This is a genomic window from Thainema salinarum CENA647 (assembly GCF_057732415.1).
Genome location: NZ_JBYJZJ010000022.1, coordinates 682103 through 696123, shown reverse-complemented (window position 1 = coordinate 696123; position 14021 = coordinate 682103). Strand labels below are relative to the sequence as shown.

16 protein-coding genes are annotated in these 14021 nt (G+C 48.7%); 7 read left to right on the top strand and 9 right to left on the bottom strand.

What is annotated here, in order from left to right; all coding sequences use genetic code 11:
* Positions 1 to 82 precede the first annotated feature (82 nt).
* A complete protein-coding gene (locus AC286M_RS09830) occupies positions 83 to 442 on the bottom strand; it encodes a Lin0512 family protein (RefSeq protein WP_488204212.1) in 360 nt (119 codons plus the stop codon).
* A gap of 61 nt (positions 443 to 503) precedes the next feature.
* On the opposite strand from AC286M_RS09830, the gene AC286M_RS09825 reads away from it, so the two are divergent.
* The 4 genes from AC286M_RS09825 to AC286M_RS09810 all read left to right on the top strand — a co-directional run bounded on the left by AC286M_RS09825 (position 504) and on the right by AC286M_RS09810 (position 5283).
* Positions 504 to 2804, top strand: coding sequence for an ATP-dependent helicase (locus AC286M_RS09825; RefSeq protein ID WP_488204211.1), 2301 nt, complete (start codon positions 504 to 506; stop codon positions 2802 to 2804).
* Between the two features lie 366 nt (positions 2805 to 3170).
* Positions 3171 to 3836, top strand: a complete 666-nt coding sequence (locus tag AC286M_RS09820) for a TIGR00266 family protein (protein ID WP_488204210.1) — start codon at positions 3171 to 3173, stop codon at positions 3834 to 3836.
* Between the two features lie 42 nt (positions 3837 to 3878).
* Positions 3879 to 4559, top strand: coding sequence for a TIGR00266 family protein (locus AC286M_RS09815; RefSeq protein ID WP_488204209.1), 681 nt, complete (start codon positions 3879 to 3881; stop codon positions 4557 to 4559).
* A gap of 22 nt (positions 4560 to 4581) precedes the next feature.
* Positions 4582 to 5283: a TIGR00266 family protein gene (locus AC286M_RS09810; RefSeq protein WP_488204208.1), complete on the top strand. Its 702-nt coding sequence runs from the start codon at positions 4582 to 4584 to the stop codon at positions 5281 to 5283.
* Between the two features lie 55 nt (positions 5284 to 5338).
* Here AC286M_RS09810 and AC286M_RS09805 read toward each other — a convergent pair whose 3' ends face one another.
* The 8 genes from AC286M_RS09805 to AC286M_RS09770 form a co-directional block, all read right to left on the bottom strand.
* Positions 5339 to 5623, bottom strand: a complete 285-nt coding sequence (locus AC286M_RS09805; RefSeq protein ID WP_488204207.1) for a hypothetical protein — start codon at positions 5621 to 5623, stop codon at positions 5339 to 5341.
* A 378-nt stretch (positions 5624 to 6001) separates the two neighbouring features.
* Positions 6002 to 6637 carry a hypothetical protein gene (locus AC286M_RS09800; RefSeq protein WP_488204206.1) on the bottom strand — a complete coding sequence of 212 codons (636 nt, stop codon included), beginning with the start codon at positions 6635 to 6637 and terminating at the stop codon, positions 6002 to 6004.
* The gene (locus AC286M_RS09795) at positions 6618 to 7643 is read right to left on the bottom strand and encodes a hypothetical protein (protein ID WP_488204205.1); all 1026 of its coding nucleotides are present in this window, start codon (positions 7641 to 7643) and stop codon (positions 6618 to 6620) included. The genes AC286M_RS09800 and AC286M_RS09795 overlap by 20 nt, the downstream gene beginning before the upstream one ends.
* 318 nt (positions 7644 to 7961) lie before the next feature.
* Positions 7962 to 8309 (bottom strand): DUF5615 family PIN-like protein, encoded by a 348-nt coding sequence (locus AC286M_RS09790; RefSeq protein WP_488204204.1) that lies wholly within the window; start codon positions 8307 to 8309, stop codon positions 7962 to 7964.
* A complete protein-coding gene (locus tag AC286M_RS09785; RefSeq protein ID WP_488204203.1) occupies positions 8306 to 8632 on the bottom strand; it encodes a DUF433 domain-containing protein in 327 nt (108 codons plus the stop codon). The genes AC286M_RS09790 and AC286M_RS09785 overlap by 4 nt, the downstream gene beginning before the upstream one ends.
* Before the next feature lie 399 nt (positions 8633 to 9031).
* The gene (locus AC286M_RS09780; protein WP_488204202.1) at positions 9032 to 9220 is read right to left on the bottom strand and encodes a hypothetical protein; all 189 of its coding nucleotides are present in this window, start codon (positions 9218 to 9220) and stop codon (positions 9032 to 9034) included.
* The gene (locus tag AC286M_RS09775; protein ID WP_488204201.1) at positions 9204 to 9653 is read right to left on the bottom strand and encodes a PIN domain-containing protein; all 450 of its coding nucleotides are present in this window, start codon (positions 9651 to 9653) and stop codon (positions 9204 to 9206) included. Before AC286M_RS09775 ends, AC286M_RS09780 begins: the two co-directional genes overlap by 17 nt.
* 69 nt (positions 9654 to 9722) lie before the next feature.
* On the bottom strand, positions 9723 to 9887 hold the full coding sequence (locus AC286M_RS09770) for a hypothetical protein (protein WP_488204200.1): 165 nt from the start codon (positions 9885 to 9887) through the stop codon (positions 9723 to 9725).
* 303 nt (positions 9888 to 10190) lie between these two features.
* Here AC286M_RS09770 and AC286M_RS09765 point away from each other — a divergent pair, with 303 nt between their 5' ends.
* The 3 genes from AC286M_RS09765 (at position 10191) to AC286M_RS09755 (ending at position 14013) form a co-directional block, all read left to right on the top strand.
* Entirely contained in the window at positions 10191 to 12203 is a 2013-nt protein-coding gene (locus tag AC286M_RS09765) for a calcium-binding protein (protein WP_488204199.1), read from the top strand.
* 200 nt (positions 12204 to 12403) lie between these two features.
* Positions 12404 to 13060, top strand: coding sequence for a DUF998 domain-containing protein (locus AC286M_RS09760; RefSeq protein ID WP_488204198.1), 657 nt, complete (start codon positions 12404 to 12406; stop codon positions 13058 to 13060).
* Between the two features lie 272 nt (positions 13061 to 13332).
* On the top strand, positions 13333 to 14013 hold the full coding sequence (locus AC286M_RS09755; protein WP_488204197.1) for a hypothetical protein: 681 nt from the start codon (positions 13333 to 13335) through the stop codon (positions 14011 to 14013).
* The last annotated feature ends 8 nt before the right edge of the window (positions 14014 to 14021 follow it).

The following is a 14021-nucleotide window of genomic DNA, read 5'->3' as shown; positions in this document are numbered from 1 at the left end:
TCGGTGAGGATAACTCTTTATTCTATTCTCCCTCGTTCATTACCTATTTGTGATTGCTGTATACGAGAAGTGCGATCGCACTTTAGGGAATCAGCACTGTTACCGCAGCGACAGCGATGATCATGTCATCGTTTTTATCGTCTAGTTCGGGGATTGCCTTGCCCTCAACCACCATGCCACCCGTTTCCAGCTTGAGTGTTTTTTGGCCAAACGGGAGGACAGACAGCACTTCTTCCTCACGTACCTGATCGGGATAGGGCACCGCCACCTGCACTTCCACAATCATTTCATTGGGATGATCCAAACCTGCTACTTCCCAAACTCCCGGTAGAGCATTATGTGCGATCGCATTTCGGACTGCGCGCTTTGCTGCCACGGTTGGATCTTGACCATGCTGATCCACGCCCATACCCATTTCGATCACTAATCGTTTGCGTGCCATTGATTCACCAGTTTCTACAATCACTACAATAAAATTAAAACAGCCGTACTGCTAGGCCGCCATGACTACTGCTCCGTCACTCACCCGTGAAGACAAACTCCGCGCCATTCGCAATGGACTGCGACCAGGGCAGCGCGACATGGCCGACTGGCAAAACGGGCCACTGGCAGTCTCAGCAGTACCCGGTTCCGGTAAGTCTACCGGGATGGCTGCTGCGGCTGCGATCGCAATTACCAACCATCAGCTTCATGCGCGGCATCAGCTAATTTTGGTCACGTTTACGCGATCGGCGGCAGCGAATTTGAAGGCCAAAATTCGGCAACATCTCCAAGAATTGGGCGTGCCGCAGAATGGATTTGCGGTGCATACGCTGCACGGGTTAGCGCTACATATTGCCACTCGCCACGCGGATTTGTCGGGAATAAACCTGGATACGATGACGCTGGTGACGCTGAATCAGGGACATCGGCTGGTGCGTACCTGCGTGGAGCAGTGGATTGCGCTGAATCCCAATCTTTACCAGCGGCTGCTGGAGGGGCGACAGTTTGACGGAGAGGAAACCGAGCGACTGCGGCGACAGTCCGTATTACGAACCGAGGTGCTGCCGGACTTAGCCAATACGGTGATTCATGAGGCCAAAAGTTCCGGTTTGTCGCCAGCGGATCTGCGATCGCTCAGCGACCAGATGAGCTACTTGGTCAACACCGATCAGCCGGACTACGAGGATTACAGCCTGCTCGAAATCGCTGCGGGTCTGTATGAGCGCTATCAGGATTTGCTCAGCAGTCGCGGCATGATTGACTACGACGATATGATTCTGGCGGCGCTGCGAGTGTTAGATAACGACAGTGCGCGGCAGCTTTGGCAAGAACAAGTGTTTGCCATTTTCGAGGATGAAGCGCAGGATTCCTCGCCGCTGCAAACGCGGTTGTTGGAGCGATTAGCCGTTCAGCCGCTCACCCAGCAGTTGAACCTGGTACGAGTCGGCGACCCGAATCAGGCAATTAACTCCACGTTTACGCCCGCCGATCCGGTGTACTTCAACAATTTCTGTGAGCAGTGTGCCGATTTGGGGCGACTGGCCACAATTGACCAAGCGGGTCGCAGCAGTCCAATCATCATGCAGGCGGCCAATTTTGTCTTGGACTGGGTAAATCAAGAATATCGCTACCAGAACCGCACCCCGTTTCGGCCCCAGGCGATTCATCCTGTGCAAACGGGCGATCCGCAACCGGATGCAAATCCAGCACCAATTGGTCAAGGCTTAGAGCTGTATCAACCAGAGGATATTTACAAGACGGTGGAGATGATTGGACAGCGGGTCATTGAGCTGTTCAATGAAAATCCTGAAACTCGCGCTGCAATTCTGGTGCGGGAAAATAAACAGGGTACGTTTCTGGCTGACCTACTGCGCCATCCCGATCAGCGCCAGCTTCAGTTTGATTTAACTCAATGTGACGTGCAGATTTATGACGTGGGTGAGCGCGATCGCACTTCCAATATTCCCGCCGAAGTCTTGTCTCTGCTGCAGTTTATGCAGCGGCCCCATTCTCCGACTTACCTGAAAGGAGCGCTTACGGTTCTAATGCAGCGGCGGCTGATTCCAACCCAGGATTTGAACCTGGCGGCTAGTCAGCCGGAGCAGTTTCTCTATCCCACGCCGCTCAGCCCCATTCCAACCACAGACGCGATTACCCAAGCGCGACGCTACTGTGGGGGACTGTTGCGATCGCGGTTGGAACTGCCGCCCTCCCAACTGATTCCGTTTATTGGTTTGACGCTGAGCTATGAGCAGAGCGATTTGGCGACGCTGAATAAGCTGGCGGCGCGGATTTTCCAGCAAACCCAAGGCGATAGTTCGCTCAGCGCCATGCTGCAAGCATTGACCGATATCGTCACGTCCGAGCGATTCGAACCCGTAGAAACGGAGGATCTAGACAGCCGCTACACGCGCAAAGGCCAGCTAACAATCATCACCATGCACAAGGCCAAGGGGCTGGACTGGGACGTGGTGTTTTTGCCATTTCTCCATGCGCGGCAGATTCCCGGTAGCGCCTGGGTGCCGCCGCAGATGAAGTTTCTGGGCGATTTCACCCTGGCAGAAGTCGCTCGCGCCCAGTTGCGGTCATATGTACATGAGGCGCAGCAGCTACCGGATTTGCAAACGGCGTGGCAGCAGGCGGGACAGCTGAAAACGGCGGAGGAGTTCCGCTTACTCTACGTGGCGATGACTCGCGCTCGGCGACTGCTGTGGATGTCGGCAGCGAAGCAGGCTCCCTTTACCTGGAATAAGCCAGATAATTTGCAGGAAGCAGAAGCCTGTCCAGTGTTGCGTCCACTATATAGGCAGTTTTGTTTATAGCGATTGTTGTGGATTAATCTTGAATACTCACATCTTGCACCTTGCACTTTGAAAACGCGAAGGGTTATTTTGCCGCCGCGATGCGGCGGCAAAATAACCCTTCGGGGTTTTGGTGCAAGATGTGAGAAATACTGATCTTGGATGCTGATCTTGGATACGTTGTGGACATTTGATCAATGCCAGGATTAGATGCGCATGGGTGCGAATCGATGAGCCACAAATACTGAACTGGCCCAAATTTGGGCAATTTGTCCGTCAGCCATACAAGGTTTGGACTTTCATTAAGAAGGTCTGACAGAAGCAAAATTTGCTGCCACACTGGAATCGCTGCGCGTCATGTAGGGCAACTGCCCAAAGAGAGAAATCATGAGGTACGAGATTCGCTACAAGCCAGCTTTTGCTACAGCCTTTATGACCCTCCAGCCTGGAGAATCCCTGATTGCCGAAGCGGGTGCGATGGCCAGCATGGATGGAGCATTGACCATGACCACCCAACTTTCGGGCGGACTGATTCCGGCTCTCCTGAAGAAGTTTTTTGGCGGAGAATCCCTGTTCGTTAACGTTTTCAAAAATCAGACCGGCCAACCGCTGGAAGTGGTACTCACTCAGCCCACCATCGGCGATGTGGAAGTGCTGCAGTTGAAATCGGGTGAAACGCTCTGTCTGCAACCGGGAGCCTATATCGCCAGCTCTAGCAGCACCAAGCTTGGAGTGCAATGGGCTGGCTTGTCTAGTTTGTTTGCTGGCGAAGGACTGTTTCGACTAACCGTTAAAGGCCCAGGTTTGCTTCTGTTCGGAGCCTATGGCGGTATTCAGAAATATCAGGTTAACGGTGAGTTTGTGGTCGATAGCGGTCATCTGGTGGCCTATCCGCCCACTATCAAACTAAATATCGGCTTGGCCGGAGGGCTAGTGGGTTCCATGACCTCTGGAGAGGGTTTAGTCAATCGCTTGAAGGGGCAAGGTACGGTTTACCTGCAATCCCGCAGTGTTGACGGTCTAGTCAGATTCCTACGCCCCAAACTGCGTTAATTCCGCTGCAACTCATTCACTGGCATTATTGGGCAACCGATTATGAAATACGAGCTTTTACACCAGCCGGATAGTGCGATCGCACATATTCACATGGAGCCTCAAGAGGAAATCATGGCTGAGGCCGGATCGATGATTTCTATGAGTGGCTTCATTCAGGCCAGCACCACCCTGCGCCAAGGCAAAAGCGGCGGTCTGATGGGCGGGCTAAAACGGATGATGGCTGGCGAATCTCTCTTTCTCAGCGTGTTTCGCTCTGGCGCTGGCCCCGGTGAGATCTATCTGGCTCCGCGCTTGATGGGCGATATTCTTCCCTATCACCTGGATGGCTCACAAGAGCTGGTCGTCCAGTCAACGGGCTACATGGCGAGTAGCGGCGGCGTCGATGTTGACCTGGGCTTTCAGGGGCTCAAGTCCTTCTTTTCCGGCGAGGCGATCTTCTGGCTACGAATTAGCGGTACAGGTGTCGTTTTCCTCAGCGCCTTCGGCGGCATTTACACCGTTGATGTCGATGGCGAGTACGTTGTCGATACCGGACATATCGTTGCCTTTGAGCGCACCCTCGACTTTTCTATTACTAAAGCTGGCGCTGGCTGGGTCGGCTCAATCCTGGGCGGCGAAGGACTGGTCTGCCGCTTCCGAGGCCGGGGCAAACTCTACTGTCAAACCCACAATCCCGGAGCTTTTGGTCAGCAAATTGGCAGTAAATTGCCGCCACGTTAATTGAGGATATTAGGAACCCCTTATGGCAACTGAAACGGCTTACAAAATTGAACATTCGCCTGCCTATGCATCGCTGATGGTGCAGTTACGCGCGAATCAAACTCTGGTGGTGGAGTCGGGCGCGATGGCGGGGATGGATCCCTGGATTGAGATGAAATCGAAGGTGAAGGGGGGGCTGGGTCGCAGCTTGGGCCGGATGCTGGGCGGTGAGTCGCTGTTTTTGAGCGAGTTTACGGCTAAAGGCAAACCCGGAAAGCTGTGGATTGCGCCTGGTATTTCGGGGGATATTCGGCACTATCGGCTGGATGGTGGTCGGTCAATCATGCTGCAATCGTCGGCGTTTGTGGCCTCTGATCCAACGGTGGAGCTGGATGCTCAGTTTCAAGGGTTTCGCGGGTTCTTTAGTGGAGAATCGCTGTTTCTTCTGCGGATGACGGGGACAGGCGATCTGTGGTTTTCGTCGTTTGGCGGCATTATTGAAGTGCCTGTGACGGGGGATTACATTGTGGATACGGGCTATATTGTGGCGTTTGAGGATACGCTGAATTATTCGGTGGAAATGATGGGCGGCCTCTCCTGGAAGGGTTTACGCACGGGAGTGTTAGGCGGAGAAGGTTTGGTTTGCCGCTTTTCGGGTGAAGGGAAACTATGGGTACAGTCGCGCAATTTGTACCCGTTTATCAATTTCTTAAATGCGTTTCGTCCTGTTAAAAGTAGTAACTAAGGTTTTGCATACCTGGTAGGGGCGAATGGCCATTCGCCCCTACGTAACCTATCCTTTAGTGCAGATAGCGGGTGAGGATGCTGATTTGGTCGTCGGGCTGGCGCTGGGCGACAATTCGCGCCACGTCGCTAGCGCTGGGGCAGGGAATGGGTTGGCTCCACTCGTCAGCGGGGGCAAAGCCGCGTCGATGGAGGTTTTTAATCGTGACAATGATGTCGGGACGGGTGCCGAGCAGAATGATCCGCAGCGGATGGCGACCGTCGCGTTGAACTGGGCTGGGATTGGTCGCAGCAGGCTGTGGCGCTGCGTTGGGCGCAGCACCGAGAATGAGATATGACATTGGTTTCTCCTGTGTTTTTGACTTTCTGAGGAAAGCCAAAAATCTAGCCCTCCTGCTTTGAAGTGCAATGCAGAAGGGCTAAGGAGCTATAATCTCCCAAGCCTGTTGCGTTGCTCGCTCAACGTGGCAGGTTAGCGACTCAGGATTGTTCGCAGCAATGCTGGGTCGCGCCGACTAGATTTTTGGTATCCAGTTGCCGACAGCGGTTAGACAGTTCGCTTCAACAACTTAACGTTTCACAGTACGGGATCTGGCCTGTGGAGTCAATACAGGATTATTGAAATGGATGTGGCTAGTAGAATGACGTGGTTTGATGTGCTGCGCTAAAGTTCATCAATTCTTACTCTCATGTACTTGTGCGAAAATTGTTTTTTCTCCTTACTTATTCTTTTCAATTTCCCATTGAATTGACAGCATAATAGTTTTATAGATATTAAAAATAAAGGATTGTAGAAGAACTATCAAATGAAAAGCCCAAGTCCCAATCACTACAATTCCAACACCTGAAAGAATTCTTTTGGAGAGAATAACTAAGCTTGGGGAATCAAACATGTAGCCTATTATCATCGATAGTAAGCCGTTAGTACCAGCGAGAAGCGTTACAGAAATACATACCACGGCAAACATTAGGTAAATGATAAACACATTCATAAAAGTGAAGAAAGTGTACTTTAAATAGCTCAAACCTGATTTGGAATGTTCATGTTTTGCTAGCTCAACAAAAAGCGATGGTTTAGTAACAGTCGCAAAAATCGTAAAACCTGCAATCAAAAAACCCAATATACTAATAGAGAAACTAAAGCCTAAATCAGCCCAGTCTCTCGCTCGATCTGCGAGCTTATGAACCTCCTCATCTGAAAAAATGGCATATGTAGAGAGTAATGCAAAAACGAACCATGATGCTGGTTTTGCGACTCTCCTACTAAGTCTTCCCTCAGGTAAGTTTCTGCTTTTCTTATATATATCCCAAAGGTCTACTTCCCTCGTTATATCATCAGGATTGATCTTGTTCATTATCTGCTAATAAGTCGTTTGTCAATTCTTGAACTTTCGATCTTGAACTTTCATCTGTCTCTCCAATTTGTAGAGACCCCTCAGATAAAGCTCCTATAAAACGTTGACGAGCTTGTTTGGCAATGCCAACTATAGTAGAAGCGAGTTCTTCAGCTTTGATATATACTCTTGCCTTAAATTGGTTTTGGTTGCCAGCCAAGATCGCACCAGATTTGTCTTTCCCGCTCACCTTAACTTTTTGATTGTTAGAAGAATTCGAAATCCTGTTTATCACTTCCTCTTTGGATAATCCCGACTGTGAATTTCTATATTCTAACTTTGTTTGTTGGGCTTCAATGGTTTCGCCGCTTTCTCTCGTCTTCTGTATGAATTCGGAAAAATCTAACTCATTATTTGTCTTAACCAAGATGATTTCGATTCTCTGAACTATAGAAAATCTATTTATGAATTCTGTAGCACTCCCCTGACTTGCTAGCGGAATGATATCTACTTGGGGTTTTGGGAACTCCCTTAAAAGCTCTGAATATGTAACCTTAGGATTTTCTGATTCATTATGAAGTCTTGAAAGAAGCTCATCATGCTTACGCTTGATAAAGTCTTTGATTGTAGCTGCAAATGAAGTTATGGGTGGAGCATACGCAGTTTCATGAAGATAGAGCAACTTATGGTTTTCCAGAATCAAAACGAATATAGCTGTTGGCGATGATCTTAGGCTTCTTGTATCTCTTATTATTTCTCCCGATTCTCGATCATAAATTTGTTCTCTCTGGAGATTTGTATCTTTTACAAAACGTCCGGAAATTGCCAAGGAAGAACCATCACCTTCAACTGTTTCAAAGATATTGACATCCAGAAAAAAGTACTCAACCTCAGCATATGAACGTATCAAATCTGAATCTGTAAAAGCAGGTATAACTATTTCTCGAGCGAAATCAAGAAGTACTTTTTCTTCTCCAAAAGTACATATAAAATTAGCAAATTCTAAAACTTTGTCACTTCTGGACATTTATTCATCACTCTCACTAATTGACTAATTTAGTGCGATCGCAAATCCTTTAGGAGCAGGAATCAAACAACGTAGGATAGCCATCTTGGCTGTCCCTTGTCAGGCAAGATGCCTGACCTACGAGTTTTACAGATTATTTAATTTTTGCTTCTTAGGGTGCGTTTCACAACACAACATTCATCAGAGATCTCACATCTCATAGAGACGTTCCACAACACAACCTTCATCAGTCATAGCATTTGTACTCTTGGAACGCACCATCTTATTTCTTAATCGTTTCGGTGCGTTTCGCTTCGCTCTACACACCCTACGCGAGAACTACAACGGCAAAAACTGCACCTGGCTTTCAAATTCTTTCAACTCGCCTAATGTAGCGATTAGTTCAAGGTCTTGAATGCATCGGCCAATAGAAACCCGCGATTGACGGGCAAACACAACACCCGGAAATGGAATCGCTTGAATCTGCCGTGCTTTGGCTTCCACCAGCAAATCGTCATCTTGAGAAAACAGTATCCGCTGTAGCTCAGTAGCCCGATCCAACACTTCAGGGTCGGAAATGCCGCTGCGGTTATCCTCTTGAACCGTCAAGACATCTACATTGCGCTGTCGTAAACCGTTCGTAATCGCTCCATGAACATTTTCATCCATGTAAAGCGCAAGGCTCATGGCATAAGCCCTTGTTGTTTTAGCCTCGCAACAAAGGGAGTGTCTTGAGATTGTTGTTCTAAGCTTTCGACATACGAATCTCGTTGTTGAATGTCTCGGTCTAATGCTTCGCGATGATCCCAGTAGTATGCAAGTGCCGCATAGATTTGTCCCATATTCAAATAGCGATGGTTAATTTGAATTTCTTCAGGCGTCCATCCATAAGCCCGCTGTGCCATCACCAGTTCAACAACCTTCAGCGTCGTACCCGAAATGACCGGAACCTGATTTTGATTGAGGACAATGTGGGGATATTCAGTTTGGATAGAACCTTGAGTACTCATTAGGCCAAGTTAGCGATTGTAGCTACTGATTGAGGGACAGAGACTGACACATAGACTCTCTAGGGATCTACTGTTTATACATAAGTCTCCTAGACTTCGTTTCGACGTTGAGATCCCCCCTAGCCCCCCTTAAAAAAGGGGAATTGGCTCAAAGTTCCCCCTTTTTAAGGGGGATTTAGGGGGATCAGGCCGGGATTTAGAAGGACTATTCAGGATGTGTATAAGCAGTAGCTCCAGGGATGCTGTCCATTATGAGACAAGTATTGCCCATGCAACACAAGTTTTCATCGCCATCTCAAATCTTGTCAGTACTTTTTTGAGTGCGATCGCAAGTTGAGGATTCTGGAAAGTGCGATCGCAGATTGGGAAGTGAATAAATCAAAGAAAATGTGGCTAGAACTAACTGTGGTTTTCGATATCGTCAAAAATATCGTTCAAGGAAATCTGACTTAAACGCTTTTCTCGCTCTGCTGTATAGTCTCCGTGACCAGAATCAAACTGTTGCAAAAAGCGAACCATGCCATCAAAACCAAGTGCATCCATCAGAGCTTTATAGCCAAGTCGTTTTATTTCAAGGGGTGTCATCATCAGTACTGCCTTCTGAATATAGGTCAAGACTAAGTAGCCACGTTACTGGATTGCTAACTGAAACATTTAAACTGGCCTGATGGCGCATTGCTGCACGCATCAAGCGATCATCTGTCGTCAAAAATACATCCGCTGCGATTGCCTCCGCACTAGCAATATGGGCAGCATCAAATGGCTTTAGACCCAGTTTAGTCAATTCAGCAGCACGTTGTTTTAATGAGCTATCCAGCTTAGATTTATCCAAGGCAACTGCCAACGCAGCCATGATCAACTCGCCCTTTTGCGGGTCTGGGGTTTGGCGTAATTCAGATTCAATCACCTCGCTATTGAGCAGCACCCAGTCACCCATGCGGCATTTTCTATAAATCGACAACACGGCTTCTGCTTCAAGCCGAATGAGATCTTGAGACGAATCGTCAAATGGTCGATTCAAGCAACAAACATCTAGATAGATGCGGTAGGAAGTGCTCATTCTCTTTCACGAAGGCTTTTTAGCAATACATCAACAATAAGAGCTTCTCACCCAAATAGAGAGAAGTGCGATCGCAGGTTGAGCGAGTTGGGAAGTGCGATCGCAAATTGGGGGTGTTGGAAAGTGCGATCGCAGATTGGGGGTGTTGAAAGGTGCGATCGCAGGTTGAGCGAGTTGGGAAGTGCGATCGCACATGCAAATCTCCCTGTGAGCCGCCTTTTCAGCAATTTCTAAGCAATGCCTATAGATGCTTTCAGATAGCTTTCAACAATTTCTCAGTCGTCCTCAATAGGGTAGAAGCACTGGCAACCTAAGCTGAGCTGCAAAAATTGCCATCTCAGTCCGACCTAACCAAGCCACTATGCCAGGATTGCCACCTTTGCAACCTGGTATGAGCACTGGCTTAAGAGATCGTCATCCAGTCAGCATTTAGGTTGCCATTTGGCTAAATCGGCACCAGTTGTGCCAACCCAACAGACTCACCATAAGGAGAATTCAATGGCAACGTTTACTGTCACCACACTGAATGATGTTGTTAACGCTACAGATGGGCTATTGAGCCTGCGAGAAGCAACCACAGCCGCCGAAGCCCTACCTGGAACCGATACCATCGTCATCAATAGCATTGCTCTACTCAATAGCCCAATTGTCATCAGACCAGGCAATAACATCAACTTTCAGGGTAACGGAACTAGCACGAGTGGTTTCAATGGACAGGGGCGCACTTCTCTATTTCTCATCAATAACAGCACCGTTACATTTAATGATTTGCACATTAACAGAGGTCTTGCTCAAGGCGGCAACGGCAGTCGAGGTGGCGGCGGCGGTTTAGGAGCTGGAGGAGGCCTGTTTCTGAATCCAGGTGCGAATGTCACCGCAGATAATGTCGTGTTTTTTGATAACCGGGCAGTCGGCGGTAATAGTTTTGCTGGTCGTGGCGACGGTGGCCGAGGTGGAAACGATTCCTCGGCTGGGAGCAATGGCTTTCCGGGTGGTAGTGGTGGCTTACCCAGTTTCTTTGTTATTGGTGGGATAGTCCCAATTAGCGGTGGTAGCGGTGGTGTAGGCGGACGAATAGTCGGAACTACAGGCTTGGGAGCTGGTGGCGGTTTCGGTGGTGGCTCAGGAGGCTTTGGGGTCGCTGGTGGTAGTGGCGGCGGCGGTGGTGGCGGTACGGGCGGTGCTGGTGCTTTCCGAGATGCGACTGGTGGCGGCGGCGGTGGTGGCGGTGGCGGCGGCGGCGGTGCTAACGTGCTGGGAGGACGCGCTCGCCCAGGTGGTGCTGGCGGTGCTGGGGGCTTAGGTGGCGCATTTGCTGGGGACGGACGCGCTGGGGCGAATGGGGGTAATGGTCGCTCAACCTTTACTGGTAACAGTCCAGGTAACGGCGGTGTGGGAGGACAAGGCGGCGGTGGCGCAGGTTTAGGCGGTGCTGTCTTTGTCTCTGACAACGCCACCTTCAACGTCAGGAACAGTTCATTTCTCTTCAATTCTGCCACTGGTGGTAGTGGCTTTGAGAATGGTCAAGGACGAGGGGGAGCAATCTTTGTGCAATCGGGGGGTAGATTGCGAGATATGGGTGGCGTGAATTTCATCCAAAATTTTGCATCAACGGCGAATCCTGATAGCAACATCTATCCCGTTAAAGTTAATCGTGGCGATGGCACGATTGAGGTAGAAGGTTTTCAGGGAGTAGGACAGGGAAACAATCCATCCCTGGAAGTGCGGGAGACCTTTGATGAACTCATATTTACAGGAGAGGGTTTAGTTGCCAAAAACTTGCTCCTCACCCAAATCGGTGATGATTTAGTGGTCGGGTTTGAAGGGGTTGATGATACCCAAGTAGTTCTTAAGGACTTTGCGTTAGAAAACCTGGACAACTTGCCAATTCCCGGAGGTCAACATGGCCAGATTGAAAACATTCTGTTTGACGGTGATGAGACTCTGCAAGACAGTTTTGATGTTTTTAATGCTGACTCTACCCAAAACAGAATTTGGAACCGTAATACTGTCACCTTTTTGAATGATTTAGATAATCGTGTGCGCGGTTTTAATCATTCTGATGATGTCATTAATGGTCAGGGTGGTAATGACATGATTTGGGGTTTGAGTGGTGATGATATTTTGCGGGGTAGCGAGGGTGATGACATTCTTTATGGTGGAAAAGGTGCAGATAGTCTCGTGGGCGGATTGGAAGACGATACCGTGTATTTAGGACGAGATCGCCATGTCGATACGGTCATCTATCGCTATGGTGATGGCAGTGATGTGATCCATCAGTTCCAGCGAGGTGCAGGAGGTGACTTGTTGCAGTTCGAAGGGATTGATGCGGTTGATGTGGTTGTTGAAAGGAACCATACCTACTTCTATTTGGGTGACGGTGTGGCAGGTAATACAGGCTTTGGTTCAGGTGAATTATTGGCTGAATTACGGGGTGTCACGGGTTTAACGGCCAATAATATTAATGTCAATCTGGCACCTGGCAATACAGCCCAGTTCTTGTTTGCATAGTGCGATCTCATCATTCAAAAAATGCACCAAAAGGAGCTGCGATCGCAGCTCCTTTTGGTGTTAGGAAATCTATTTTCCTTAGTATTTTCCTTAGGGTAATTTGGTTCGATTAAAGCGTTGATGAGTTAGATATCTTCCCAGAGGTCAAGTCGATCATTCCATATTCGACCTAAGCTGATGAATGATACGTGTAAATGAAGATGGATAAACAAGACTCCCGCTTGAGTTCCCTACTTTCCAAGCAAAAAAGCTTCCAAATTTGCGGAATTGTAGGAATTGCCGGCAGTTCGATTGCTATTATTACAGACTTTATCGGCGCTGCTGTTGTAGATGGTTATAATCCCATTCGTCAAACCATCAGTGACCTAGCGATTGGCGACTACGGATGGATTCAAGATATTGGGCTTAACCTCTATGCCATTAGCCTACTCATTTGTGCGATCGCACTGTGGCGTTGGAACCTAGGTGACTGGCGTTGGCGGCTCGGTTCAGTGCTTCTGTTTCTATTGAGCATTGATATCATCGTGATTTCGGAACACGACCAATATGCTAATCTTGCTGGCTCTTCTGGTAGATCCATCCACCTCTATGCCGTATATGTGCTAGGCATATTATTTCCGCTTACTTGCATAGCATTCTCATTCGGCCTGCGTCAGATTAGCCGAAAATGGTGGTATTTCAGCTATATCATTGTTGCCCTTTGGGTCATCTTTGGACCTCCATTTTTCCAAATTCCAACCGCTTTGGACGGACTATATGAACGCTTTGTTGCAGTAATTTTGCTGATCTGGACAACTGCAATGGGTTGGCTCATTTTCCGTGAAGGTTCAAGACTTGAAAGCTCAAAAGCCAACTAGGTCTGCTTGATTTAATGCATCGTGCGATGAGTGAGACATGTGATTGCTCAAACTTAACCAACAATCACCGTGTCGAACTTGTCGATGCACACCAACGACTTGCGATCGCACTGATGGGCATCAGAAGAGAGGTAACCGTCCGTTTAGTTAGGCAATCCCTACTAGTTGGGATGTTTCTACGGTAGTTCTGCGGGTAAACCTCACCAGAGATTCTAGGTGAAATTTGTGAGGATGAATGTGTCAGACGAAGACACCTGAAGAGAGGAACCCCCATGACTGAGCCAAACAATGAAATGGAACTGGTGAACGAAACGACGATAGACTTGGAGCCTACGACACTGGAAGTAACGCCCACTTTAGAGGGTGATGCCTTAGAGAGTAATGAATTTGAAGCTTCCCAAGAAGCTCTGCAAACGAAGCGCATCCAAGAAATTGTCAAAAAAGCATTGACTCAAGCCTTCGCTGAAGCGAAGCAAAGTGCGGGCGAGTTTCGCACCATTACGAAAGAGACGCTAACGGAAGTTGCCGCAACGATGCAAGCAGAGGATCAGTCCACTCAAAACAGTGCTGATCAAACCAGTTCGGCCCCATCGTCTTCATCAAGCTTTAAGTCGATTCTGGCAGCCGTCTTTAAGGCACTGAAGTCAGAATTCTTGACCTTTGCCCAGCGTCAATCCGTTGAGCTGAAGCAGCAGACCAGCAATTGGGATGCAAAATTGGAGCAGCAATACGGCGATCGCTACACCGCTCGTAAGCAGCAAGCTAAAGACGCCGCTGCTTGGTACACCAAGACAGCCAATCAAGCGCAGACGATCAAACCCAGCCCGTTCGAGCGGAAGCAGGCCGAAATGGGCGAAACATGGGGAGAGTCTGGTACACGATTCGCCCAAAAAGAGCAGCAGATCAAACAGCAGATCAAGCAACGGTTACAAACTCTGACTGCTAAGTTTTGAACCCTGTC